This window comes from Streptomyces sp. H27-H1, assembly GCF_026627445.1.
Lineage (GTDB): Bacteria > Actinomycetota > Actinomycetes > Streptomycetales > Streptomycetaceae > Streptomyces.
Genome location: NZ_JAPNLJ010000002.1, coordinates 169,723 through 193,880, shown reverse-complemented (window position 1 = coordinate 193,880; position 24,158 = coordinate 169,723). Strand labels below are relative to the sequence as shown.

The following is a 24,158-nucleotide window of genomic DNA, read 5'->3' as shown; positions in this document are numbered from 1 at the left end:
GCGTGGCGGGCGCAAGACCCCTGCGTTAAACGGGGGTTACGAATGGCTCTCGGCGGCTTCCGCGCCCCCGGGCCGGCAGGTTTCCGTGCGCCCCGGGTTCAGGCCAGGAACCCCCGCAGCAGCGCCGCCGTGCCGCAGCAGTGCTCGCGCATCACCTCGCGCGCCGCCTCCGGGTCCCGCTCCAGTACCGCCTCCACCAGGGTGCTGTGCTGCTGCTGCGAGTGCTCGAGGTTGCGCACCAGCAGCGGGATGCAGTCCAGCAGCTCGTTCACGGTGGCCCGGACCGCCGCGTATTGGGCCGTCAGGGTGGCGGATCCGGCGAGTTCGCACAAGGTGAGGTGGAAGAGCGTGTCCTGGCGGCGGTACTCGGTCAGCGGGGCGTCGTGGGTGGCGGTCAGCGCGCCGAGCAGCCGGTCCGTGTCCCGCTCGGACAGTCCCTGGGAGGCGCACAGGCCGGCCGCTCCCACCTCCAGGACCTCGCGGAAGCGCAGGACGTCCTCGATGTCCACGCCCTCGACCCGGCGCCGCAGCTCCTCCTCGGTACCTCCGGCCGGGGTGTCGGGGCGGGACAGCACGAACGTTCCGCCGTACCGTCCGCGCCGGGCCTCCACCAGGCCCTGGTCCTGGAGTACCTTCAGCACCTCGCGGAGCGTCACCCGGCTGATCCCCATCCGCTCCGCCAACTCGCGTTCGGGTGGCAGCCGTTCCCCGCCCGGCACCAGCCCGAGCCGGACCACCTGGAGAATCTGCTCCAGCGCCTCCTCGAAACCGTTGCCCGCCCGTACCTGTCGCAGTACGGGATTGAGCCGGGCGACCGCGTCGCCTTCGTTCGCCGTATCGGTCATATGGGCTCCTCCCCTTCCCAAGCAATGGTTCTATTCAATACCTTAGGCCCCCTCGGCTCACCGAAGGAGAGAATCCCGTGGTAGACCGCAAGCCTCCGCTTTCGCCCGAGGAACTCCGCGTTCTCGTCGCCAGCGGTGAAATCGACACAGTGGTCCTGGCCTTCCCCGACATGCAGGGGCGGCTCCAGGGCAAGCGGTTCGCCGCACAGTTCTTCCTCGACGAGGTCCTCCAGCACGGCACCGAGGGCTGCAACTACCTCCTCGCCGTCGACACGGACATGAACACCGTCGACGGATACGAGATGTCCTCCTGGGACCGTGGCTACGGCGACTTCGCCATGCACCCCGACCTCGCCACCCTGCGCCGGATCCCCTGGAACCCGGGCAGCGTCTTCCTCCTCGCCGACCTCGCCTGGAACGACGGTTCGCCCGTGGTCGCCGCCCCCCGGCAGATCCTGCGCCGCCAGCTGGAGCGCCTCGGCGAACACGGCTACACCGCGATGGTGGGCACCGAGCTGGAGTTCATGATTTTCCAGGACACCTACGAGCAGGCCTGGAACTCCAACTACCGGGGCCTGACCCCCGCCAACCAGTACAACATCGACTACTCCGTCCTCGGGACGGGCCGCATCGAGCCCCTGCTGCGCCGCATCCGCAACGAGATGCAGGCCGCCGGCCTGGTCGTGGAGTCGGCCAAGGGCGAGTGCAACCTCGGCCAGCACGAGATCGTCTTCCGCTACGACGAGGCGCTGAAGACCTGCGACCAGCACGCCGTCTACAAGACCGGCGCGAAGGAGATCGCCGCCCAGGAGGGCGTCTCGCTCACCTTCATGGCCAAGTACGACGAGCGCGAGGGCAACTCCTGTCACATCCACCTCTCGCTCACCGACGCCGACGGACGCAGCGCGATGGCCGGTGAGGGCCCGGACGCGCACGAGCACGGCGGTATGTCACCCGTGATGCGCCACTTCCTGGCCGGCCAGCTCGCCGCACTGCGCGACTTCTCCCTTCTCTACGCCCCCAACATCAACTCCTACAAGCGTTTCCGGCCGGGATCCTTCGCGCCGACCGCCGTCGCCTGGGGCGTGGACAACCGGACCTGCGCGCTCCGAGTGGTCGGCCACGGCCGCTCCATGCGCTTCGAGAACCGCCTGCCCGGCGGCGACGTCAACCCGCACCTCGCCGTCGCAGGCCTGGTCGCGGCCGGGATCTACGGCATCGAGAACCGCCTCGAACTGCCCGAGCCCTGCACCGGCAACGCCTACACCGCGGACTACGCGCACGTTCCCACCACCTTGCGCGAGGCGGCCGAGCTCTGGGAGAACAGCGAGATCGCCAAGGCCGCCTTCGGCCCCGAGGTCGTCGCCCACTACCGGAACATGGCCCGCGTCGAACTGGACGCCTACGACTCCGCGGTGACCGACTGGGAACTGCGCCGCTCCTTCGAACGCCTGTAGGGCCGGAGCCGTCCGGACGCCCGTCCGCACCGCAGCACGGGACCTACGGCGTCACGGGGCCCACGGCGTCGCGGGGCTCTCCGCGTCACGGGCCCCATGGCGTCGCGGGGCTCACCGCATCGCCGGGCTCACCGCATCACCCCATTACCGGACCCGCCGCACCCACCGCACCCGAACGTCTGAAAGGCCACCACGTGTCCGATGCGCTGGAAGTCTTGAATCCGGCCACCGAGGAAATCGTCGCCGTCGTCCCGGCCGCCACACGGGACGACGTCGACGCCGCCGTCGTACGGGCCGCCGCCGCCCAGCGGGTCTGGGCGGCGGCCGCGCCCGCCGACCGGGCCAGGCTGCTGCGCCGCTTCGCCGCGGTCGTCGACGGCCACATCGGGGAACTGGCCCTGCTGGAGGTCCGGGAGGCGGGCCACACCATCGGCAACGCCCGCTGGGAAGCCGGCAACGTCCGTGACGTGCTCGACTTCTCCGCCGGGGGAGTGGAACGGCTCTCCGGCCGCCAGATCCCCGTCGCCGGCGGCATCGACATCACCTTCCTCGAACCCCTCGGTGTCATCGGCGTGATCGCGCCGTGGAACTTCCCCATGCCGATCGCCGCCTGGGGCCTGGCCCCGGCCCTGGCCGCCGGCAACGCGGTCATCCTCAAGCCCGCCGAGACCACCCCCCTCACCGCACTGCGCCTCGCCGAGCTCGCCCGGGAGGCCGGACTCCCCGAGCACCTGCTGCAGGTGCTGCCCGGCCGGGGCGATGTCGCGGGCGACGCCCTCGTCGAGCACCCGGGGGTGGCCAAGATCGTGTTCACCGGCTCCACCCGCGTCGGCAAGCGGATCATGGCCAAGTGCGCCGACCGGGTGAAGCGGCTGACCCTCGAACTCGGCGGCAAGAACCCCAACATCGTCTTCGCCGACGCCGACCTGGAGGCGGCGGCGGCCGCGGCCCCCATGTCCTTCCTGGACAACACCGGCCAGGACTGCTGCGCCCGCACACGGATCCTCGTACAGCGCTCCGCGTACGACCGGTTCATGGAACTGCTGGTCCCCGCCGTCGAGAAGGTGGTCGTCGGGGACCCGCTCGACGAGAACACGCAGCTGGGGCCACTGATCTCGCGCGCGCAACTGGACCGCGTACGGTCCTACGTCACCGATGACCTCACCGTCGTCCGGGGCACCGCCCCCGAGGGCCCCGGCTTCTGGTACCCCCCGACCCTCGTCACCGGCGTCGGCCCCACCGCCGCCGTGGCCACCGAGGAGGTCTTCGGACCGGTCGCCGTCGTCCTGCCCTTCGAGGACGAGGAGGACGCCGTACGCCTGGCCAACGCCACCGAGTACGGCCTCGCCGGCTCCCTGTGGACCCGCGACGTGGGCCGCGCGCTCCGCGTCTCGCGGGCCGTCGCCGCCGGCAACCTGTCGGTCAACTCGCACAGCAGCGTCCGCTACTCGACCCCCTTCGGCGGCTACAAGCAGTCCGGACTCGGGCGCGAGCTCGGACCGGACTCCCTCACCGCTTTCACCGAGACCAAGAACGTCTTCATCAGCACGGAGGCCTGAAGAACATGAGCACCGAACCCACCGAAGAGATCGTCTGCCGCCGTCTGGTCGGCCGTACCGCCGTCATCACCGGAGCCGGCAGCGGCATCGGCCTCGCCACCGCCCGCCGACTGGCCTCCGAAGGCGCCAACATCGTCTGCGGTGACATCGACGAGACCGCCGGCAAGGCAGCGGCCGAGGAGGTCGGCGGGACCTTCGTGAAGGTCGACGTGACCAGCCCGGAGGAGGTCGAGGCCCTGTTCAAGACCGCCTTCGACACCTACGGCTCGGTGGACATCGCCTTCAACAACGCCGGTATCTCGCCCCCGGACGACGACTCGATCCTCACCACGGGCCTGGAGGCCTGGAAGCGGGTCCAGGACGTCAACCTCACCTCCGTCTACCTGTGCTGCAAGGCCGCCCTGCCCTACATGCAGCGCCAGGGCCGGGGCTCCATCATCAACACCGCCTCCTTCGTCGCCCGGATGGGCGCCGCCACCTCGCAGATCTCCTACACCGCCTCCAAGGGCGGCGTACTCGCCATGTCCCGCGAGCTCGGCGTGCAGTTCGCCCGCGAGGGCATCCGCGTCAACGCGCTCTGCCCGGGGCCCGTCAACACCCCGCTCCTGCAAGAGCTGTTCGCCAAGGACCCGGAGCGCGCCGCTCGCCGGATCGTGCACATCCCGCTGGGCCGGTTCGCCGAGCCCACCGAGATCGCCGCCGCCGTCGCCTTCCTCGCGAGCGACGACTCCTCCTTCATCAACGCCACCGACTTCCTGGTGGACGGCGGAATCTCCGGCGCGTACGTCACCCCCCTGTAGGCCGCACAGGGGCGCCCGCCGCCACGGATTCACCCCGGACCGCACCTCCCCGACAGCCGGGCGTCGCACGACGCCCGGCTGTCGTGCTCCACCGTCCGCGACGATCTCGTAGAAGAACCAGGAGAGTTCACCCCAGTGACCCGACTCAGTTCCATGCGGCGGCTCCAGGCCGTCGGCGCCGCCGTCGCGATAGCCGCCGGCACCCTCGTGGCCGCCGCGCCCGCGGCCCAGGCACGCCCCGGCGCCCACTGCACCACTCCCGTGCTGAAGGCCGACTGGTACGGGGACAACCAGGCCCGGCTCCAGCGGCTCATCGACGACTACGGCAGGTGCAACCCGTACCGGCCGAACCGCGACAAGCCCGTCGCGGTCTTCGACTGGGACAACACCGTCGTCAAGAACGACGTGGGCGACGCGCAGATGTTCTGGCTGCTGCGCAACGGAAAGATCCGTCAGCCCGCCAAGGGCGACTGGACCAGCACCAGCCGCTACCTCACCCCGGCCGCGGCGAAGGCCCTGGCCGAGGCCTGCGGCGCCCTCGCGTCCCCCGGCGCCCCGCTGCCCACCGGCGCCCCCGAGGGAGCCGGCTGCGCCGACGAGCTCATCGCCGTCTACGGCACCGCCGCCACCCGCTCGGCCGCTCCCGCCTTCGCCGGCTGGGACCGCCGTACGGTCGAGCCCGCCTACGCCTGGCTGCCGCAGCTCATGCAGGGCTGGACCGCGCGCGAGGTCCGGGGTTTCGCGGCCGCCGCGCGGGCCGAGAACCTGGCCGCGCCGGTCGACGCCACACAGCGGGTCGGCAGCACCACCGCCACCGGCTGGGTGCGCTACTACGACCAGCAGAAGGAGCTCATCGACGCCCTGCAGAAGGCCGGCTTCGACGTCTGGATCAGCTCGGCCTCCCCGCAGCCGGTCGTCGAGGTGTGGGCCGAGGGCGTGGGCATCGACGCCGGGCACGTCATCGGCATCCGCAACACCACCACGCGCGGCGGGAAGCTCACCTCCCACCTGCAGGGCTGCGGGTCCGTCGAGGACGGCGCAGACACGATGATCACGTACATCGACGGCAAGCGCTGCTGGATCAACAAGGAGATCTTCGGGGTCCGCGGGGCCGCGGCCGAGAAGGTCCAGCCGGCCGCCCGCCGCCAGGTGTTCGCCGCGGGCGACTCCGACACCGACGTGTCGTTCCTGCGGGACGCGACCGTGCTGCGGCTCGTCTTGAACCGCAACAAGAGCGAGCTGATGTGCCGCGCGTACGACAACAGCGACGGCAAGTGGATCGTGAACCCGATGTTCATCCAGCCCAAGAAGCAGAAGGCCGCGCCGTACCCGTGCGCGACCACCGGCTTCACCGGCCGGGACGGCACCCCGGGGCCCGTCCTGCGGGGCGACACCAGCGTCATCCCCGACCAGACGGACTCCGTGTTCCAGTAGGCCCCGCCACCCTCAGAGGAAGGTGCGGCCCTCGCCCCGGTAGGTCGGGGCGGTGGCCGTCACCCGGTCGCCCTGCACCAGGTGCAACTCGTCGAAGCGCTCGCACAGTTCACCGGCCTTCGCATGCCGGAACCAGACCCGGTCGCCGATCAGCAGATCGTCGGCCGGGCTGCCGAGCAGCGGGGTCTGCACCTCGCCGGCCCCTTCCTGCGGGTCGTAGCGCAGCCCCTCGGGGAGGTACGGCACCGGCAGCCGGTCCGCGCCGGGAGCGCCGGAGGCCGGGTAGCCGCCGCCGAGCACCGTGACCACCCCGACCCCGGGCCGGCGGACCACCGGCTGGGCGAAGAGCGCCGCCGGACGGCCGCTGAAAGAGGTGTAGTTGTCGAACAACCGCGGTACGTAGAGCCCCGACCCGGCGGCGATCTCCGTGACCGCGTCCTCGGCGGCGGTCTGCTGGACGCTGCCGGTGCCGCCGCCGTTGACGAACTCCAGGTCCGGGACCACCGCGCGCACGGCCCGTACGGCCTCGGCCCGGCGGGCGGCCAGTTCCTTGCGGGCGGCGCCCTGCATCAGCCGGATGGCGCGCGACCTCAGCGGGCGCCCCGCGAGGGCGTCGCCGACCCCGGCCACGTGGCCCTCGTAGCCCATCAGCCCGACCACCCGGAAGCCGGGCCGGGAGCTCACCGCGCGGGCCAGCTCGGCGAGCTGGGCGGGCTCGCGCAGCGGGGAGCGGCGGGCGCCGACGCGCACCCGGCCGCCGAAGAGGTGCAGGGCGGTGTCCAGTTCCAGGCAGACCCGGATCTCCTGGCCGCCGCCGTCGCGGGCCCGGTCGACGAGCTCCAGCTGCGCGATGTCGTCGACCATCACGGTGACCGCGCCGGCCAGCTTCGGGTCGGCGGCGAGCTCGGCGAAGCCGGCCCGGTCGGCCGACGGGTAGGCGAGCAGGACGTCCTCGAAGCCGGAGCGGGCCAGCCAGATCGATTCGGCGAGGGTGTACGACATGATCCCGGCGAAGCCGGGCCGTGCGAGGACCCGTTCGAGCAGGACCCGGCACCGTACGGACTTGCTCGCCACCCGGACCGGCTTCCCGCCGGCGCGCCGCACGAGGTCGTCGGCGTTCGCGTCGAACGCGTCGAGGTCCACGAGGGCGAGCGGAGCGTCGAGATGGGCGGTGGCCCGGTCGTAACGGGCCCGGTCGGCGGCGGGGGAGTTCATGGGCGGCAGCCTGCCAGATGGGTGTACCCGTGGGTAGGGGTGCGCGGGCGCGGCGGGACGCCCGGCCAGGTCAGGGGACGGGAAGGGCGCTCCGGTCACAGCTCGGTCCCGACCACCGGGTGCCCGTTTTGGGTATTGAGGCGATAGTTCGAATCGGTCTGCTGCCACTCCTCCCCGGCCGAACATCGCAGCACCGGCGGGCGCGTAAAGTAGGGGCAGGCAGCCGACGGAACCGGGGGGCTGAGCCGCCGGATGAGCACGTCCACACCGCACGGCGAGGTCCTGACCGCGCCCGACCGGACCCCAGTACCGCCACGGCGACGCCCGGGAGCGGTCCTCGCCGCCGTCCTGTGCGGCCTCATCGGCCTCAATCTCACCATTGGGGCCGGCTACAAGGCCGTCATCGACCACCAGGCCGCACACCGGCCCGTGGCCCCCGACGCCGCCTATCGCAAGGCCGCGTCCCTCTGGCATGAAACCCCGGTCGACACCCTGTTCCCGCTCGTCCTCGACGGGCAGGGCGCCGGGCCCGGCGGCGCCGACCGCACGTGGACCCGTATCACCCCCGCCACCGACGCCGACTGCCCCGACGCGCTCACCGCCGACTGGCAGGCCCTGCTCGCCGCCACCGGGTGCGCCCGCGTGCTCCGCGCCACCTACACCGACGCCACCCGCAGTTCGCTCGTCACCGTCGGCATGGTCTTCACCCCCGCCACCGCCCCCGCCATGGACTCCTTGCGCGGCCGGCTGACAGCGCCCTCCGGATACGGGTTCCGCGACAACCGCCGGGCCGCATGGACCGCCTCCGTGCTCACCGAGGCACCCGTCGTCGTCTACACCGTCTCCGCCTTCGCCGACGGCCGGCGCCTCGGTGCTCCCGCCCCCGCCGAGGAGAAGATGGGCGAGGACGCCAGCGGCCGCGTGGCCGAGTCCGGCCTCGGCTACGAGGCCAAGGCCGTCGCCGACCTGATGGAAGGCTCCCTGCGGAGCCTCGTGGCCGGCTCGCCCGCCAAGCCGAGCGGGCCGGCCCCGCAGACGCCGCAGTCCTCGCCGGCCCCGGCGGCAGCTCCGGAGGCCACCCGATGACCCGCCGCGCACTGCTCCCGGCAGCCCTCGCCCTCGGAGCCCTGTTCGTCGTCACCGCGGCGCCCCCGGCCGCCGCCGACGCCATCCGCGACCGCCAGTGGGCGCTGATGGCCCTGCGCGCCAAGGAGGCCTGGGGCACCACCCAGGGCGAGGGGGTCACCGTGGCGGTCCTCGACACCGGGGTCGACCCGACCCATCCCGACCTGGCCGGCCAGGTCCTCGTCGGCACGGACCTCGTCGGCATGGGCGCCGTCCGGGGCGACCGCGCCTGGGCCCGCCACGGCACCGCCATGGCCGGGATCATCGCCGGGCACGGCCACGGCTCCCGCCGGCTGGGCGGAGTCCTCGGCGTGGCCCCCCAGGCGAAGATCCTGCCGGTCCGCGTGATTCTGGAAGAGGGCGACCCCGGCCGCGACAAGGCCCGCGACAGCAAGGGCGGCGCCCTGGCAGACGGCATCCGCTGGGCCGCCGACCACGGCGCCGACGTGATCAACCTCTCCCTCGGGGACGACAGCAGCTCCGCCCACCACCAGGCCGCCGAGGACGAGGCCGTCCAGTACGCCCTCGGCAAGGGCGTGATCGTCGTGGCCTCCGCGGGCAACGGCGGCAAACAGGGGGACCGCGCCTCCTACCCGGCCGCCTACCCCGGGGTGATCGCGGTGACGGCCGTCGACCGCAAGGGCAAGAAGGCCTCGTTCTCCACCCGCAGCTGGTACGCCACCGTCAGCGCCCCCGGCGTGGGCGTGGTCATCGCCGACCCCGACCGCTCGTACTACGAGGGCTGGGGCACCAGCGCGGCCTCCGCGTTCGTCTCCGGCGCGGTCGCCCTGGTCAAGGCCGCCCACCCCGGCCTGTCACCGGCGCAGGTCAAGAAGCTGCTGGAGGACACCGCCTCCAACTCGCCCTCCGGCGGCCGCGACGACGCCCGCGGCTTCGGCCTGGTGGACCCGGTCGCCGCCCTCCAGGCCGCCGACGGGATCTCCCCCGAACCGGCGCTGCCCGCACCCGTAGCGGCCGGCAGCCCCTACTTCGGCCCCGGTCCCGATCCCGTACCCGGCTCAGGGTTCCGGGACCGCCTCGCCGCCCCGGTGGGCGTGGCCGGGGGCCTGGCGCTGCTGGTGGCCGCCGGCGTACTGGCCCGGCGCCCCCGGGCCGCGCGGGGGGGATAGGGTCCGGTAACTGTGGTGAACAAAGATGTGTCGAACAAGAACATCCCCGACCCCGGCTTCTCGGGCGACGACGGTTCCGCCGACCCCCGGCTGAGCGCGGCCCTGGCCGCCTGGTCCGAGGACAGAGCCGCGGAGCCGCAGGTGCTGGCCGCCCTCAAGGACGCCCGCCTGCTGGTTCCCGTCGTGGCGGTCCTCGGCGAGGTCGAGACCGACCCCGAGACCGGGCTCAAGCGGGAGAAGACCAGCGACATGGCCGTCCCCACCCTGCGGGCGGGGGACCGGCGGGCGCTGCCCGCCTTCACCTCCATCGCCTCGCTGGCCCTGTGGGACCCGGCTGCCCGCCCGGTGGCCGTACCCCTCCACCAGGCGCTGGCGGCCGCCGCCCACGAGAAGGCCGACACGATCGTCCTGGACCTGTCGGGGCCGGTCACCTACCAGCTCTCCGGCCCCGCGCTGCTCGCTCTGGCCGAGGGCCGCACGGACGCGGGCCCGCTCGCCGACCCCGCCGTGCGCGAGGCGGTACGGGCCGTGGTGGCGGCGGAGCCGGCCGTACTCGGCGCCCACCTGGGCCCGGGCGGAGCGGACGCCGACGGCACCCTGGCCATCGTGCTGGCGGCCGGTCCGCAGGCCGTTCCGGCGGCCCGCCGGGTGGCCGAGGCGCTGGCGGCGAACGAGACCCTGCGCGCACGCCTCGTAGGCGGACTGGACCTGGCACTGCTCCCGGAGGGGGCGCCGGTCCCGCCCGGCGAGCCGCTCTTCACGCGCTGACCCCCGCTGGTCCCCGGAACGGTGAAGGGCCCCTCCCGGCATCGGGAGGGGCCCTTCACGTTCTGCCTGCGGGGTTACGCGTACACCGGGGTTACGCGTAGACGGGGCCCGTGAACTTCTCGCCCGGGCCCTGCCCCGGCTCGTCCTGCACCAGCGAGGCCTCGCGGAAGGCGAGCTGGAGGGACTTGAGGCCGTCGCGCAGCGGGGCGGCGTGGAAGGAGCTGATCTCGGTGGCGCTCGCGGTGACCAGGCCGGCGAGGGCGGTGATCAGCTTGCGGGCCTCGTCGAGGTCCTTGTACTCGGAATTCGGCTTGTCCAGGCCCAGGTTGACCGCTGCCGCGCTGAGCAGGTGGACGGCCACCGTGGTGATGACCTCGACGGCGGGCACGTCCGCGATGTCGCGGGTCATGTCGTCGTAGTCGGGAGCGGCGGAGGGGGCAGCAGTGGCACCGGAGGTGGTCGCGTCAGTCATGTGCCCCACGATATGCCGTGCGTCAGGCTTGCGACGCGGGTGCTAGTATGTACTTCGACCGGCCGGACACTTATGTGCCCGGCCACAAGTGGAGGCTCCGATTCTCCCACCCGACCACCCTCACGGGAGGCGGGTCACCGGTCAGGCGGTATCCATCGTTCCGTACGGACGATGGAAAGCTGCCCGATGTTGCGCCCCGCGGTTCGCACGCGAGGGTGCTCCGGTTGTATTGGAGCCCCTGTCTGTGCCCGGCGGGGCTTTTTTCATTCTCCGCCGCGGTCGGTCTGACGGAAATATCGTCAGCGGCTGTCCTCCAGGCAGCCGTGTGGTGCTACCGAGGAGGATCCATCAGCACCGAGCCCCGCATCAACGACCGGATTCGCGTTCCCGAGGTACGACTCGTCGGCCCGAGCGGCGAGCAGGTCGGCATCGTGCCGCTTGCGAAGGCGCTTGAGCTCGCGCAGGAGTACGACCTCGACCTGGTCGAGGTCGCGGCGTCCGCACGCCCGCCGGTCTGCAAGCTCATGGACTACGGCAAGTTCAAGTACGAGTCGGCCATGAAGGCCCGTGAGGCGCGTAAGAACCAGGCGCACACGGTCATCAAGGAAATGAAGCTCCGGCCGAAGATCGACCCGCACGACTATGACACCAAGAAGGGTCACGTCGTCCGGTTCCTCAAGCAGGGCGACAAGGTCAAGATCACGATCATGTTCCGTGGTCGCGAGCAGTCCAGGCCGGAACTCGGCTTCCGACTGCTGCAGCGTCTCGCTTCGGACGTCGAGGAACTCGGGTTCATCGAGTCGAACCCGAAGCAGGACGGCCGAAACATGATCATGGTTCTCGGTCCGCACAAGAAGAAGACCGAGGCGATGGCCGAGGCCCGCGAGGCTCAGGCCGCCCGCAAGGCCGAGCGTCAGGGCTACTCGGTCGGCGACGAGAGTGGTGACGAGGCTCTCGACGCCGACGCCGCGCTCGAAGCAGAGAACGCGGCTCTCGAAGCCGAGGACGTGGACACCGACGACGTTTCTGACGAGGCGGCCGACGAGGTCGACGCCCCCGACGAGGCAGCCGCATCCCCCGAGGCTCCGGCCCAGGCTTGATCCCGAGGCAGCCCGCCTCGGATCACCGAACACAATATGACGCTCCGGTGAGCCGGCCCCCAACAGGGCCGGTGGGGGCGCCACCGACGAGGAGATAACGGCGCTATGCCGAAGAACAAGACGCACAGCGGGACCAAGAAGCGCTTCAAGATCACCGGCACCGGCAAGGTGCTCCGCGAGCGCGCCGGCAAGCGCCACCTGCTCGAGCACAAGTCGTCCCGTGTCACCCGCCGCCTCACCGGCACCGCGGAGATGGCCCCCGGCGACGCCAAGAAGATCAAGAAGCTTCTCGGCAAGTGACGTTCTCCGCTCCCCTTCCGGGAGCGGAAGCACGTCAAGACCGGGACCCCATCGAATTCGGGCCGTGTGAAGAACACCGCGGCCCCGCTACAAGGAGTAAAAAGTGGCACGCGTCAAGCGGGCAGTAAACGCCCACAAGAAGCGCCGGGCAATCCTCGAGGCGGCCAAGGGCTACCGCGGTCAGCGTTCGCGCCTGTACCGCAAGGCCAAGGAGCAGGTCACCCACTCGCTGGTCTACAACTTCAACGACCGCAAGAAGCGCAAGGGTGACTTCCGTCGGCTGTGGATCCAGCGCATCAACGCTGCCGCCCGCCAGAACGGCATGACGTACAACCGCCTCATCCAGGGTCTGAACGCCGCCAACATCGAGGTGGACCGCAAGATCCTCGCCGAGCTGGCCGTCAACGACGCCAACGCGTTCGCCGCGCTGGTCGAGGTTGCGCAGAAGGCCCTTCCGGCCGACGTCAACGCCCCGAAGGTCGCTGCCTAAGTAGCAGCAAGCCCTTCAAGGCTGCAGTAATTTACCCGGACCCGCAGGCCACGCGCCTGCGGGTCCGGTGCGTTGAACACCGAGTTCGACTGAGTTCCACCTGATGTACGTACGGAAGCGAGCCGACCGCCATGGGTACCCCTGCCGAGCTGATCTCCCCCCGGTCCACCCGGGTGGCCGCCGCCAGGCGGCTGGCGCGACGCAATTTCCGCACCAAGGAGCGCCGCTTCATCGCCGAGGGCCCGCAGGCCGTGCGCGAGGCCGCCGAGCACCGCGGCGCGGGGGGCGAGTCCACGCTGATCGAGCTGTTCGCGACCGTGGAGGCCGCCGAGCGCTACGCCGACATCGTCGACGCCGCCCACGCCGCCGGAGCCCGCGTCCACTACGCCTCCGACGAGGTGCTCGCGGAGGTCTCGCAGACCGTCACCCCGCAGGGCCTGGTCGGTGTCTGCCACTTCCTCGACTCGCCCTTCGAAGAGATCCTGAAGGCCCGGCCCAAGCTCGTCGCCGTCCTCGCGCACGTCCGCGACCCCGGCAACGCCGGTACGGTGCTGCGCTGCGCTGACGCCGCCGGAGCCGACGCCGTCGTGCTGACCGACGCCTCCGTGGACCTGTACAACCCCAAGTCGGTACGGGCCTCCGTGGGCTCCCTCTTCCACCTCCCGGTAGCCGTCGGCGTACCCGTGGAGCAGGCCGTCGAGGGGCTGCGCGCGGCCGGCGTACGGATTCTGGCCGCCGACGGGGCCGGTGAGGACGACCTCGACGCCGAGCTGGACGCGGGCACCATGGGCACCCCCTCGGCCTGGATCTTCGGCAACGAGGCCTGGGGCCTGCCCGAGGAGACCAGGGCGCTCGCCGACGCGGTCGTACGGGTCCCGATCCACGGAAAGGCCGAGAGCCTGAACCTCGCCACGGCCGCCGCCGTGTGCCTGTACGCCTCCGCGCGTGCACAGCGGGCGCCCGGAGGGTGCCGCTCCGTGACCCCCAGCTAGTAATGTGGCGGCCCGGGGGGCCCGCCGTGGTACCTGGAGATGTGGGGTACGGGGACATGACCGTCGGTACGAACAGCTCGCCGGGCGCCGCCGAGGCGGCCGGCGCACCGGGCCTGGCGACCGTGTCCCAGCTGGCCGGGCCAGTCGCCCGGGTCCCGGTGCAGCAGCCCGCGGGCGCCTGCGCCCCGCCCCCGCAGGCCGGCCCCGTAGGCCCCGCCGGAGCGGGACCGGAAGCCGCGGACGGGCACGGCGAGTTCGCCGGGCTCGGGATCGACCCCGACGACCTGCCCGACGGGCTGGTGATCGCCGACGCCACCGGCCGGGTCATCTGCTTCAACTCCGCCGCGGCCCGGATCACCGCCCTGGTGGCGGGTGAGGCCCTCGGCGTGGGGATCGAGCGCGCACTCCCGCTGGAGGACCTCGAAGGCCGCCGCTGGTGGGGGCTGACCGACCCCTACGGAGGCCTCGCCATCCGGCGCGGACAGCCCGAGCGCAACCTGCTGCTCCCCGGCGGCCGGGAGGTGCTCGTCTCCGCCCGGTACGTGCGCACCCACCCCACCGGGCCGGTGCGCCGGCTCGTGGTCACCCTGCGGGGCACCGAGGCCCGCCAGCGCACCGAGCGCAGCCATGCCGAGCTCATCGCCACCGTCGCGCACGAGCTGCGCTCCCCGCTCACCTCCGTGAAGGGGTTCACTGCGACCCTGCTCGCCAAGTGGGAGCGGTTCACCGACGACCAGAAGCGGCTGATGCTGGAGACCGTCGACGCCGACGCGAACCGTGTCACCCGGCTCATCGCCGAGCTCCTGGACATCTCCCGCATCGACTCGGGCCGCCTGGAGGTGCGCCGCCAGCCGGTCGACATCTCCACCGCCGTCGGCCGCCACGTCCAGGCGCTCACCGCGAACGGGCAGGCCCCGGAGCGGTTCCTCGTCAGCGTGAGCCGGCCGCTGCCCGATTGCTGGGCGGATCCCGACAAGATCGACCAGATCCTCGGCAACCTGCTCGAAAATGCGGTGCGGCACGGCGAGGGAACGGTCACCATCGACGTAGCGCCGACCAGCTTCGCGAACGCCGCGGGGAAGACCGAGAAGGGAACCGCCGTCACCGTGACCGATGAGGGCCCCGGGATCCCCGAGGAGTCGGTGGGCCGCGTCTTCACCCGCTTCTGGCGGGGCAGCAAGCGCGGCGGCACCGGCCTGGGCCTCTACATCGTCAAGGGCATCGTGGAAGCCCACGGCGGCACCATCAAGGTCGGCCGCGGCCCCGGCGGCGGCGCCGAGTTCCGATTCATCCTGCCCGTCGCCGCCCCGGCATACCTCACGCAGTAGCCCTGCGGAGCGTCTCGCCAGTCGGCCCACGGGCCCCTTCACCCCCAGCGACCTTTAGACTCGACCTTTGGCACCTTTGTGTCCTAGTGCCGAGCGCGTCCTGCGCGTCCGCGCGGGGGACCCACCAGCCAGCCATCGGAAGTACGGGAAGAGATGTCGGCACCGAACAAGTCGTACGACCCTGTCGAGGTCGAGGCACTGAAACCGGATGAGATCGAGCGCATGCGGGACGAGGCGCTCGCCGCCTTCGCCGCCGCCGGCGACCTCGACGAACTTCGCGAGGCGAAGACCGCGCACATGGGCGACCGCTCGCCCCTGGCGCTCGCCAACCGCGAGATCGGCGCGCTGCCCCCACAGGCCAAGGCCGAGGCGGGCAAGCGCGTGGGCCAGGCCCGGGGCGCCGTGAACAAGGCCTTCGGGTCCCGCACGGTCGCGCTCGAAGCCGAGCGCGACGAGCGGGTGCTGGTCGAGGAGGCGGTGGACGTCACGCTGCCCCACGACCGCGTGCCCGCCGGCGCCCGGCACCCCCTGACCACGCTGATGGACCGCATCGCGGACATCTTCGTGGCCATGGGGTACGAGGTCGCCGAGGGGCCCGAGGTCGAGGCGGAGTGGTTCAACTTCGACGCCCTCAACTTCACGCCCGACCACCCGGCGCGCCAGATGCAGGACACCTTCTTCGTCCGCGGGCCGGAAGGCACCGAGGGCGACGAGTCCGGAGTCGTGCTGCGCACCCACACCTCACCGGTGCAGGCGCGCTCGCTGCTGGAGCGCAAGCCCCCCGTCTACATCGTGTGCCCGGGGCGGGTGTACCGCACCGACGAGCTCGATGCGACGCACACCCCGGTCTTCCACCAGGTCGAGCTGCTCGCCGTGGACGAGGGCCTGACCATGGCGGACCTCAAGGGCACCATGGACCACATGGTCCAGGAGCTGTTCGGCGAGGGCACCACCACGCGCCTGCGCCCGCACTTCTTCCCCTTCACCGAGCCGTCCGCCGAGATGGACATGCAGTGCTACGTGTGCCGCGGCGCATCGGTGGGCAACCCCGACCGCCCGTGCCGTACCTGCTCCAGCGAGGGCTGGATCGAGCTCGGCGGCTGCGGCATGGTCAACCCGAAGGTGCTCACCGCCTGCGGTGTGGACCCGGAGAAGTACAGCGGGTTCGCCTTCGGCTTCGGCATCGAGCGGATGCTGATGTTCCGCCACAACGTAGAAGACATGCGAGACATGGTCGAGGGTGACATCCGTTTCACCCGGCCGTTCGGGATGGAGATCTGATGCGGGTCCCCCTTTCTTGGCTGCGGGAGTACGTCGACCTCCCCGCGGGTGAAACCGGTCGCGACGTCGCGACCAAGCTCGTCGACGCCGGCCTCGAGGTCGAGACCGTCGAGCAGCTCGGCGGCGGGCTCAAGGGCCCGCTCGTCGTCGGCCAGGTGCTGACCATCGAGGAACTCGAAGGCTTCCGCAAGCCGATCCGCTTCTGCACGGTGGACGTCGGCCAGGCCAACGGCACCGGCCTGCCGCAGGAGATCGTCTGCGGCGCCCGGAACTTCTCCGTCGGCGACAAGGTCGTCGTGGTCCTGCCCGGCGCGGTCCTGCCCGGCGACTTCGCGATCGCCGCGCGCGAGACGTACGGCCGCACCTCGCACGGCATGATCTGCTCCGGCGACGAGCTGGGCATGGGCGACGACGGCACGCACGGCATCATCGTGCTGCCGCACGAGCACGAGGTCGGCACCGACGCGATCAAGCTCCTGGAGCTGGTCGACGAGGTCCTCGACATCGACATCACCCCGGACCGCGGCTACTGCATGTCCATGCGCGGTGTGGCCCGCGAGGCCGCCACCGCGTACGGCCTGCCGCTGCGCGACCCGGCGCTGCTCGACGTGCCCGCGCCGAACTCGTACGGCTACGCCGTCAAGATCGACGACCCGCAGGGCTGCGACCACTTCACCGCGCGCACGGTGACCGGCCTCGACCCCGAGGCGCGTTCCCCGATCTGGCTCTCGCGCCGCCTGCAGAAGGCGGGCATGCGCCCGATCTCGCTCGCCGTCGACATCACCAACTACGTGATGCTGGAGCTCGGCCAGCCGCTGCACGCCTACGACCGCTCGCGGATCGACGGCGCCATCGGCGTCCGCCGGGCCGAGCAGGGCGAGAAGTTCACCACCCTGGACGGGGTCAAGCGCACGCTCGACTCCGAGGACCTGGTGATCACCGACAACAGCGGCCCGATCGGGCTCGCCGGTGTCATGGGCGGCGCCAACACCGAGATCGCCGACGCCGTCACCACGCCTTTTGATCCTTCCGGGTCGACGAGCACCGTCACCGGCACCACCGACGTGGTCGTCGAGGCCGCGCACTTCGACTCCGTGTCGATCTCGCGTACCGCCCGCCGCCTCAAGCTGTCCTCCGAGGCGTCCAAGCGCTTCGAGCGCGGCGTCGACCCGCAGGCCGCCGCCGCTGCCGCGCAGCGCACCGTCGACCTGCTCGTGCTGCTCGCGGGCGGCACCGCCGAGGCCGGCGTCACCGCACTCACCGCCCCGGGCGCCCCGCGCACCATCGCGATGAGCGCGGACCACCCCGACAAGGTCGCGGGCATGGAGTACGGCCGGGAGACCGTCGTACGCCGCCTGCAGGAGGTCGGCTGCGACGTCTACGGGCAGGACGAGCTCGTCGTCACCACACCCTCGTGGCGGCCCGACCTCGCCGAGCCCAACGACCTCGCCGAGGAAGTCATCCGGCTGGAGGGCTACGGCAACCTGCCCTCCACCCTCCCGCAGGTGCCGTCCGGCCGCGGTCTCACCGCCCGGCAGCAGCTGCACCGCCGGGTCGGCCGCGCGCTGGCCGGCGCGGGCTACGTCGAGGCCCTCAGTTACCCCTTCCTGGCCGAGGCCGTCTTCGACCAGCTCCAGCTGTCCGCGCACGACGCCTCCCGCCAGGTCGTCAAGCTGGTCAACCCGATCTCCGACGAGGAGCCGGCGCTGCGCACCACGCTGCTGCCGGGTCTGCTCGGCGCACTGCGCCGCAACGACAGCCGGGGCAGCCACGACCTCGCCCTCTTCGAGACCGGCTCGGTCTTCCGGGCCGCCGCGCAGCCGGGCGTCGCCGTACGCCTCGGTGTCGACCGGCGTCCCACGGACGAGGAGATCGCCACCCTGAACGCGGCCCTGCCCGCACAGCCGCGCTACGCCGCGGTCGTGCTGGCCGGAGCCCGCGAGCAGGCCGGCTGGTGGGGCAAGGGCCGCCCGGCCGACTGGGCCGACGCGGTCGAGGCGGCGCGCTCGCTGGCCGTCGAGGCCGGTACGGAGCTCGTGGTGCGCCAGGGCCAGTACGGCCCCTGGCACCCGGGCCGCTGCGCCGAGCTGCTCGTCACCCTGGACGGTGTGGAGACGGTCATCGGCCACGCCGGTGAGCTGCACCCGCGCGTGGTCAAGGCGATGGGCCTGCCGGCCCGCACCAGCGCCATGGAGCTCGACCTGGACCGCCTCGCGGCGGCCGGTGGCGAGGCCCTCCAGGCGCCCCGGATCTCCTCCTTCCCGGTGGCGACCCAGGACGTCGCGCTGATCGTGGACGCGTCGGTGCCGGCCTCGGCCGTCGAGGACGCGCTGTACAAGGGGGCCGGTGAACTGCTGGAGTCCCTGCGGCTGTTCGACGTCTTCGAGGGCGAGCAGGTGGGCGAGGGCAAGAAGTCCCTCGCGTACGCGCTGCGCTTCCGCGCGACCGACCGGACGCTGACCGCCGAGGAGTCGACGGCAGCGCGCGACGCGGCGGTCGCCCTGGCCGGCGAGCGTACGGGCGCGGTGCTGCGCGGCGCGTAGGCGCCGGCCGCTGTTTCAACGGGAGGGGGTGCAGCCGCCACAGGGCGGCTGCACCCCCTCACCCGTACCCGGGCCCGGCCGGTACGGGTGCTCCCGGTCGGGCCTGCCCTACGACACCGGTCCCCTACCCGCCCTTCGCCCGTTCCCCGGGGAGCAGCCCCGGACCCCGGCACCGGGGGCCGTTGCGCCCCGCACCCGGCGCTTGCGGTGCGGTAGGGCCGGGCTGTGCGCGCACCGGGGCGCGCCGTCACATCCCGCGCCTGCGGACCGCCCCCGTGTCCCAGCCGCGAGCGCGGCTTCGGGAGGGGTCCTCGGGGCGTTGCCGCGAGTTTCGGGAAGGGGCGGGCGGGCTGCGATGGGGCGCGGACGTCCGTGCGGCTGGGGCGCGGACGTCCGCGCCGACTGGGGGACCACGCGGGCCGGGCCCGGTGGGTGGGCCCGGCGCGCGCTCGGTCCGGTCCGGCCGGGCCCCGGCGACCAACCAGGACCCGGCGGAGCCGGAACGCGCCGCCCGCCTGCCGTGGAGTGTCGGGCAGACAACAGGACGGGCGGCGCGGTTGACGGGTCGTCGCACTGTATGAGGGGGAGCCGACGACCCGAGCCACCTCTTGGCGAGGCCCCTAAGTGAAGCGCTCGCAGGGACCTCCGCGGCAGGGTGCGTATCGCATTTATGCGCGTACTGCGTTCACACCCCGTGTGAACCGCGCACCCACTAGCCTGGATCCGACGAGCCCTTGGAGGGGCCATGCAGCCCAATGCCCTGCTCGACGCCCTCCTCGCCGAGGCGGGCATGTCCCGTGCCGGACTTGCCGCGTACGTGAACCAGGCGGGCCGCACGCGCGGACTCGCCCTGCGGTACGAACACACCGCCGTGACCAGGTGGTTGAAGGGACAGCGCCCGCGCGGCCAGGTGCCGGACCTGATCTGCGAGGTGATCGCGGGCCGGCTGCGGCGGCCGCTCTCCCTCGACGACGCCGGGTTCGGTGTGCCCGGGCAGCCCGCCGACCCGAACGGCTCCCCGCTCAGCGGCTTCGTCGACCGCGCCGCCGCCCTGTGGCGCTCCGACGGCAACGGCCGCCAGTACCCCGACGAGGGCGCGGTCACCGGTACGCCTGCGGTGATCCCGGTGTGGGAGTGGGAGAACCCGCCGGAGGACGCCGACGTGTCGCGTGAGGGGCCGACCCGCGTCGGCCCGGAGCACGTGGAGATCCTGCGGGCCGCCCGCGCGCACTACGAGCTGATGTACCGCCGGGCCGGCGGCGTGGCCACCCGTGACCGGATCGTCCGCTTCCTCGGCACCGAGACCGCGCCCATGCTGCGCGGGAGCTACTCCGACGACCTCGGCCGCAGCCTGCACCGGGCCGGCGGCTCCCTGGTGGCGGTGGCGGGGATCTGTGCGTACGACTCGGACGCGCACGGGCTGGCCCAGCGCTACTTCCACCAGGCCCTGCGCCTCGCCAAGGCGAGCGGCGACCGCGGGCTGGGCGCCTACGTGATCGCCCTGATCGTCAACCAGTGCCTGCATCTGAGGGAGTTCCGCCAGGCCGTGGCCTTCGCCGAGGCCGCCCTGCGTGCGGCGGGCCGGCACACCACCCCGGCCCTGGCCGCGGACCTGTATGCCATGCAGGCCAAGGCGTACGCCCAACTCGGCGACACCTCGGCCGCGTTGGACTGCATCCGCAACGCCGAGGCGGCGGCGGAGCGGATCCGCCCCGGCACGGAGCCGGACGAGACGGGGTACGTGCAGCCCGGGCTGGTCAACGTACAGGTGGCGGAGGCGCTGCTCGGCCTGGGTGATCTGCGGGCGGCCCGCGAGCAGGCTTCGGCCGCCGTGGGAACCCCCGCGCACGACCGGGGGCGGGTGCACCGGCTCGCGATGCTGTGCGAGATCCAGCTGCGCCAGGGCGAGGCCGATCAGGCGGTGGCCTCGGCGGCCGAAATGGCCGAGCGGGCCAAGGGGATGGAGTCGCTGCGCCTGCGCGACCGGCTGCGCACCGTCCGGGAGCAGTTGCTGACCAGCGGTTGTTCGGGGGCCGAGGAGACGGCCGAGCTCATCGACGGGGCGCTGCGCGTTCCGCTGTGACATTCCCCGTGGCGTTCTCTGCGCCGCCCTTTGCGCATTCCCCTGGGCGGGGGTGAACTGCTGCCATGTTGCCACCTATTCGATCGGAAGGTGGCAGAACCGTGCAGTGGATGAACCTGAGTGAGCAAACCGTGTACAAGAACCGCTGGTTCGACGTGAATCTCGCCGATGTGGAGCTCCCCGACGGCCGGCACCTGGACCACTTCGTCATCCGGCTGCGCCCGGTCGCCGTCGCCACGGCCGTCAACGCGGCCAACGAGGTGCTGCTGCTGTGGCGCCACCGCTTCATCACCGACAGCTGGGGCTGGGAACTGCCCGCCGGGGTCGTCGAGGACGGGGAGTCCGTGGAACGGGCGGCCGCCCGGGAAATGGAGGAGGAGTCGGGCTGGCGGCCCGGCCCCCTGCACCACCTGATGACCGTCGAGCCGTCCAACGGGCTGACCGACGCCCGCCACCACCTCTACTGGGCGGACGGGGCCACCTACACGGGCCACCCCGAGGACGACTTCGAATCCTCGCGCCGCGAGTGGGTACCGCTCGAGCTGGTCCCCGACATGATCGCTCGCGGCGAGGTCCCGGCCGCCAACATGGCGGCCGGGCTGCTGCTACTGCACCACCTGCGGCTCGGCTGAGCCCGCGGGCCGTCAGCCGTACGGGTAGAAGCCCGAGCCGGTCTTGCGGCCGAGGCGGCCGGCGTCGACCATCCGCTGGAGCAGCGGGGGAGCCGCGTACAGGGGCTCCTTGAACTCCGCGTACATCGAGTCGGCCACCGAGGCCACCGTGTCCAGACCGATGAGGTCCGCGAGCTTCAGCGGGCCCATCGGGTGGGCGCAGCCCAGCTCCATGCCGTTGTCGATGTCCTCGCGGCTCGCGATGCCCGACTCGAACATCCGGATCGCGGACAGCAGGTACGGGATGAGGAGGGCGTTGACGACGAAGCCGGAACGGTCCTGGGCGCGGATCGCGTGCTTGCCCAGCGCGCCCCCGACCAGGGCCTCGGCCCGCTTGATCGTCTCGTCGCTGGTGGTCAGCGCCGGGATCAGCTCGACGAGCTGCTGCACCGGGGCCGGGTTGAAGAAGTGGATGCCGATGACCTGGTCGGGACGCGAGGTCGCGACGGCCAGCTTGACCAGCGGAATCGAGGAGGTGTTGGAGGCGAGGATCGCGTCCGGGCGGGTGACGACCTGGTCGAGGACCTGGAAGATCTCCGTCTTGACCTGCTCGTTCTCGACGACCGCCTCGATGACGAGGTCTCGGTCGGCGAACTCGCCGAGGTCGGTGGTGAACGACAGGCGGGCCAGGGTCGCGTCCCGCTCCTCCTCGCTGATCTTGCCGCGTTCGGCGGCCCTGGTCAGAGAGGTGTGCAGTCGCGTCCGCCCGAGTTCGAGCGCCTCGCCGGTGGTCTCGGCGACCATCACCTCGAGGCCGCTGCGGGCGAACACCTCCGCGATGCCCGCGCCCATCTGGCCACAGCCCACTACGCCGACGCGTGCGATGTCGTCTGGGAGGTCCGTCACATCGTGCCTTTCGCTGCTCTCCATCGCGGGTCCCCCGTACTCGTGCAGTGGTAACTGCGTTCCGGCGCCCGCCACGCCCCCCGACGTTACCCCCGTCCTTGCCCGGCGTGTCGGGCCGGGGCGGGCATGCTGGGCGGACACGCGACAATGTCACGGAGCGGAACGGAGTCGTCACATGGCGTCCATCGGGAGGCGGAAAGTGCTGGCCGGCGCGGCGGGGGTGCTGGCCGCGTTGGCTACGGCGACCTCGGCGAGAGCGGCCGGACCACCGGAGGCGATGGCGGGAAGGGCGGGGGAGGGCGCCGCGGCGGCAAAGGCGGAGTTCCGCGGGATGTGGGTCGCCTCCGTGCAGAACGTGGACTGGCCGTCGCAGAGCGGACTGTCCGCGCGGGAGCAGCGGGCCGAGCTGCTCGCCCTCCTCGACACGGCCGCCCGGCGCCGCCTCAACGCGGTGATCCTCCAGGTCCGGCCGACCGCCGACGCGATGTGGCCCTCGGCGCACGAGCCCTGGTCGCAGTGGCTGACCGGCGAGCAGGGCGTCGACCCCGGCTGGGACCCGCTCGGCACGGCCGTCGCCGAAGCCCACGCCCGGGGGCTGGAACTGCACGCCTGGTTCAACCCGTACCGGGTGGCCAACCACACCGACCTGAGCCGGCTCGTCGCCGAGCATCCGGCCCGCCGCAACCGGGGCTGGACCGTGCCCTACGGCGGCAAGCTCTACTACAACCCCGGACTGCCGGAAGTCCGCCGCTTCGTGCAGGACGCCATGCTCGACGCCGTCGCCCGCTACCCCCTCGACGGGGTCCACTGGGACGACTACTTCTACCCGTACCCCGTCGAGGGCCGGGACTTCGACGACGACGCCGCCTACGAGCAGTACGGCCGCGGTTTCGCGACCCGCGCCGACTGGCGCCGCCACAACACCGACACCCTGGTCCGCGAGATGTCCCAGCGGCTGCGGGCGCTGCGCCCCGCGACGCGCTTCGGCGTCAGCCCCTTCGCCGTCTGGCGCAACTCCGACCGCGATCCGCTCGGTTCGCCGACCCAGGCGGGCGTCGCCACGTACGACGACCTGTACGCGGACACCCGCAAGTGGGTGCGCGAGGGCTGGATCGACTACATCGTGCCGCAGGCGTACTGGCAGATCGGCCACCCGGCCGCCGACTACGCCGCCATCGTCCCCTGGTGGGCCCGCACCGTCGCCGGCACCCGAGTCCAGCTCTACGTGGGGGAGGCGCTGTACCGCTGCGACGCGCAGAGCTCCACCGCCGCCTGGCGCGACCCGCGCGAGTTGTCCCGGCACCTGCGGTTCGCCGCCGGATACCCGGAGGTCCGCGGCCACGTCTACTTCTCCGCGAAGCAGGTGGACGCGGACCCCAACGGGGCGATGGCCCAGGTCGTCGCCGACCACTACCCGACCACGGCGGCGGTGCCGCCGCGCTGACCCGGTCCGTGACGAGGGTCCTGCCCGGCGCTACGGCCGCCGCTCCTCAGCGGTCGTTGTCGGCCGGGTGCTTCACGACACAGTCGGGGCCGGGGGACATGACTGCCTCGTGGCCGTCCTGGAAGCGGACGCGGTAGGGAGGGGTGCCGTCCTCTCCCAGGACCTGGGTGATCTCTCCGACCTTGTCGTGCTGGCCCACGATCCTGCCGTGCTGAACCAGCTGGTCGCCCTCGGTCGCGCGCATAGCTGACCTCCCTAGGTGGCGGTCCGATCCG

The 24,158-nt window shown here is 72.2% G+C and carries 22 protein-coding genes; 17 read left to right on the top strand and 5 right to left on the bottom strand.

The annotated features are described in order from the left end of the window. Nucleotides 1–98: 98 nt before the first annotated feature. A complete protein-coding gene (locus OTB20_RS02735; RefSeq protein ID WP_267814912.1) occupies nucleotides 99–845 on the bottom strand; it encodes a FadR/GntR family transcriptional regulator in 747 nt (248 codons plus the stop codon). Nucleotides 846–922: 77 nt separating this feature from the next. Between OTB20_RS02735 and OTB20_RS02730 the strand changes: the two genes are divergently transcribed. The 4 genes from OTB20_RS02730 (at nucleotide 923) to OTB20_RS02715 (ending at nucleotide 6,095) form a co-directional block, all read left to right on the top strand. After that, entirely contained in the window at nucleotides 923–2,302 is a 1,380-nt protein-coding gene (locus OTB20_RS02730; RefSeq protein ID WP_267814911.1) for a glutamine synthetase family protein, read from the top strand. A 194-nt stretch (nucleotides 2,303–2,496) separates the two neighbouring features. Beyond that, nucleotides 2,497–3,861 (top strand): aldehyde dehydrogenase family protein, encoded by a 1,365-nt coding sequence (locus tag OTB20_RS02725; RefSeq protein ID WP_267814910.1) that lies wholly within the window; start codon nucleotides 2,497–2,499, stop codon nucleotides 3,859–3,861. 5 nt (nucleotides 3,862–3,866) lie between these two features. Beyond that, complete coding sequence (locus OTB20_RS02720; protein WP_267814909.1) at nucleotides 3,867–4,661, top strand: 3-oxoacyl-ACP reductase; 795 nt, start codon at nucleotides 3,867–3,869, stop codon at nucleotides 4,659–4,661. A gap of 135 nt (nucleotides 4,662–4,796) precedes the next feature. Continuing rightward, complete coding sequence (locus tag OTB20_RS02715; RefSeq protein ID WP_267814908.1) at nucleotides 4,797–6,095, top strand: haloacid dehalogenase-like hydrolase; 1,299 nt, start codon at nucleotides 4,797–4,799, stop codon at nucleotides 6,093–6,095. Nucleotides 6,096–6,107: 12 nt separating this feature from the next. On the opposite strand, the gene OTB20_RS02710 is transcribed toward OTB20_RS02715, so the two are convergent. Further along, a complete protein-coding gene (locus OTB20_RS02710) occupies nucleotides 6,108–7,310 on the bottom strand; it encodes an amino acid deaminase/aldolase (RefSeq protein WP_267814906.1) in 1,203 nt (400 codons plus the stop codon). A 252-nt stretch (nucleotides 7,311–7,562) separates the two neighbouring features. Here OTB20_RS02710 and OTB20_RS02705 point away from each other — a divergent pair, with 252 nt between their 5' ends. From OTB20_RS02705 to OTB20_RS02695, 3 genes are read left to right on the top strand one after another with little or no spacing between them, the layout of a single operon-like run. Then, nucleotides 7,563–8,396, top strand: a complete 834-nt coding sequence (locus tag OTB20_RS02705) for a hypothetical protein (RefSeq protein ID WP_267814903.1) — start codon at nucleotides 7,563–7,565, stop codon at nucleotides 8,394–8,396. Further along, a complete protein-coding gene (gene mycP / locus OTB20_RS02700; RefSeq protein WP_267814902.1) occupies nucleotides 8,393–9,565 on the top strand; it encodes a type VII secretion-associated serine protease mycosin in 1,173 nt (390 codons plus the stop codon). The genes OTB20_RS02705 and mycP overlap by 4 nt, the downstream gene beginning before the upstream one ends. Before the next feature lie 27 nt (nucleotides 9,566–9,592). Continuing rightward, a complete protein-coding gene (locus OTB20_RS02695) occupies nucleotides 9,593–10,333 on the top strand; it encodes an SseB family protein (RefSeq protein WP_267815088.1) in 741 nt (246 codons plus the stop codon). 91 nt (nucleotides 10,334–10,424) lie between these two features. Here OTB20_RS02695 and OTB20_RS02690 read toward each other — a convergent pair whose 3' ends face one another. Continuing rightward, nucleotides 10,425–10,805, bottom strand: a complete 381-nt coding sequence (locus OTB20_RS02690) for a DUF1844 domain-containing protein (protein WP_267814899.1) — start codon at nucleotides 10,803–10,805, stop codon at nucleotides 10,425–10,427. A 323-nt stretch (nucleotides 10,806–11,128) separates the two neighbouring features. Here OTB20_RS02690 and infC point away from each other — a divergent pair, with 323 nt between their 5' ends. The 9 genes from infC (at nucleotide 11,129) to OTB20_RS02645 (ending at nucleotide 21,554) form a co-directional block, all read left to right on the top strand. Continuing rightward, nucleotides 11,129–11,905, top strand: coding sequence for a translation initiation factor IF-3 (infC, locus tag OTB20_RS02685; RefSeq protein WP_267814897.1), 777 nt, complete (start codon nucleotides 11,129–11,131; stop codon nucleotides 11,903–11,905). A 105-nt stretch (nucleotides 11,906–12,010) separates the two neighbouring features. After that, nucleotides 12,011–12,205 (top strand): 50S ribosomal protein L35, encoded by a 195-nt coding sequence (rpmI, locus tag OTB20_RS02680; RefSeq protein WP_112446982.1) that lies wholly within the window; start codon nucleotides 12,011–12,013, stop codon nucleotides 12,203–12,205. A 103-nt stretch (nucleotides 12,206–12,308) separates the two neighbouring features. After that, nucleotides 12,309–12,695 carry a 50S ribosomal protein L20 gene (gene rplT / locus OTB20_RS02675; RefSeq protein WP_214948116.1) on the top strand — a complete coding sequence of 129 codons (387 nt, stop codon included), beginning with the start codon at nucleotides 12,309–12,311 and terminating at the stop codon, nucleotides 12,693–12,695. A gap of 131 nt (nucleotides 12,696–12,826) precedes the next feature. Further along, nucleotides 12,827–13,687, top strand: a complete 861-nt coding sequence (locus tag OTB20_RS02670) for a TrmH family RNA methyltransferase (protein WP_267814896.1) — start codon at nucleotides 12,827–12,829, stop codon at nucleotides 13,685–13,687. 56 nt (nucleotides 13,688–13,743) lie between these two features. After that, the gene (locus tag OTB20_RS02665; protein WP_267814893.1) at nucleotides 13,744–15,015 is read left to right on the top strand and encodes a sensor histidine kinase; all 1,272 of its coding nucleotides are present in this window, start codon (nucleotides 13,744–13,746) and stop codon (nucleotides 15,013–15,015) included. A gap of 153 nt (nucleotides 15,016–15,168) precedes the next feature. After that, entirely contained in the window at nucleotides 15,169–16,296 is a 1,128-nt protein-coding gene (gene pheS, locus OTB20_RS02660) for a phenylalanine--tRNA ligase subunit alpha (protein WP_267756657.1), read from the top strand. Then, nucleotides 16,296–18,839 (top strand): phenylalanine--tRNA ligase subunit beta, encoded by a 2,544-nt coding sequence (gene pheT, locus OTB20_RS02655; RefSeq protein ID WP_267814892.1) that lies wholly within the window; start codon nucleotides 16,296–16,298, stop codon nucleotides 18,837–18,839. Before pheS ends, pheT begins: the two co-directional genes overlap by 1 nt. 745 nt (nucleotides 18,840–19,584) lie before the next feature. Further along, the gene (locus OTB20_RS02650) at nucleotides 19,585–20,922 is read left to right on the top strand and encodes a transcriptional regulator (protein ID WP_267814891.1); all 1,338 of its coding nucleotides are present in this window, start codon (nucleotides 19,585–19,587) and stop codon (nucleotides 20,920–20,922) included. Between the two features lie 110 nt (nucleotides 20,923–21,032). Continuing rightward, complete coding sequence (locus OTB20_RS02645; protein WP_420716304.1) at nucleotides 21,033–21,554, top strand: NUDIX hydrolase; 522 nt, start codon at nucleotides 21,033–21,035, stop codon at nucleotides 21,552–21,554. Between the two features lie 12 nt (nucleotides 21,555–21,566). On the opposite strand, the gene OTB20_RS02640 is transcribed toward OTB20_RS02645, so the two are convergent. Then, nucleotides 21,567–22,463, bottom strand: a complete 897-nt coding sequence (locus tag OTB20_RS02640; RefSeq protein WP_267814889.1) for a 3-hydroxybutyryl-CoA dehydrogenase — start codon at nucleotides 22,461–22,463, stop codon at nucleotides 21,567–21,569. A 151-nt stretch (nucleotides 22,464–22,614) separates the two neighbouring features. Here OTB20_RS02640 and OTB20_RS02635 point away from each other — a divergent pair, with 151 nt between their 5' ends. Then, nucleotides 22,615–23,883, top strand: coding sequence for a glycoside hydrolase family 10 protein (locus OTB20_RS02635; RefSeq protein WP_267814888.1), 1,269 nt, complete (start codon nucleotides 22,615–22,617; stop codon nucleotides 23,881–23,883). A 46-nt stretch (nucleotides 23,884–23,929) separates the two neighbouring features. Here OTB20_RS02635 and OTB20_RS02630 read toward each other — a convergent pair whose 3' ends face one another. Beyond that, complete coding sequence (locus OTB20_RS02630; protein WP_267814887.1) at nucleotides 23,930–24,127, bottom strand: DUF1918 domain-containing protein; 198 nt, start codon at nucleotides 24,125–24,127, stop codon at nucleotides 23,930–23,932. Nucleotides 24,128–24,158 lie beyond the last annotated feature (31 nt).

Coding starts and splice junctions, on each gene's coding strand:
- OTB20_RS02735 (WP_267814912.1), bottom strand. CDS start 845: ATGACCGATACGGCGAACGAAGGCGACGCGGTCGCCCGGCTCAATCCC.
- OTB20_RS02720 (WP_267814909.1), top strand. CDS start 3,867: ATGAGCACCGAACCCACCGAAGAGATCGTCTGCCGCCGTCTGGTCGGC.
- OTB20_RS02710 (WP_267814906.1), bottom strand. CDS start 7,310: ATGAACTCCCCCGCCGCCGACCGGGCCCGTTACGACCGGGCCACCGCC.
- OTB20_RS02705 (WP_267814903.1), top strand. CDS start 7,563: ATGAGCACGTCCACACCGCACGGCGAGGTCCTGACCGCGCCCGACCGG.
- mycP (WP_267814902.1), top strand. CDS start 8,393: ATGACCCGCCGCGCACTGCTCCCGGCAGCCCTCGCCCTCGGAGCCCTG.
- OTB20_RS02690 (WP_267814899.1), bottom strand. CDS start 10,805: ATGACTGACGCGACCACCTCCGGTGCCACTGCTGCCCCCTCCGCCGCT.
- rpmI (WP_112446982.1), top strand. CDS start 12,011: ATGCCGAAGAACAAGACGCACAGCGGGACCAAGAAGCGCTTCAAGATC.
- OTB20_RS02670 (WP_267814896.1), top strand. CDS start 12,827: ATGGGTACCCCTGCCGAGCTGATCTCCCCCCGGTCCACCCGGGTGGCC.
- OTB20_RS02665 (WP_267814893.1), top strand. CDS start 13,744: ATGACCGTCGGTACGAACAGCTCGCCGGGCGCCGCCGAGGCGGCCGGC.
- pheS (WP_267756657.1), top strand. CDS start 15,169: ATGTCGGCACCGAACAAGTCGTACGACCCTGTCGAGGTCGAGGCACTG.
- pheT (WP_267814892.1), top strand. CDS start 16,296: ATGCGGGTCCCCCTTTCTTGGCTGCGGGAGTACGTCGACCTCCCCGCG.
- OTB20_RS02650 (WP_267814891.1), top strand. CDS start 19,585: ATGCAGCCCAATGCCCTGCTCGACGCCCTCCTCGCCGAGGCGGGCATG.
- OTB20_RS02645 (WP_420716304.1), top strand. CDS start 21,033: ATGAACCTGAGTGAGCAAACCGTGTACAAGAACCGCTGGTTCGACGTG.
- OTB20_RS02640 (WP_267814889.1), bottom strand. CDS start 22,463: ATGGAGAGCAGCGAAAGGCACGATGTGACGGACCTCCCAGACGACATC.
- OTB20_RS02635 (WP_267814888.1), top strand. CDS start 22,615: ATGGCGTCCATCGGGAGGCGGAAAGTGCTGGCCGGCGCGGCGGGGGTG.
- OTB20_RS02630 (WP_267814887.1), bottom strand. CDS start 24,127: ATGCGCGCGACCGAGGGCGACCAGCTGGTTCAGCACGGCAGGATCGTG.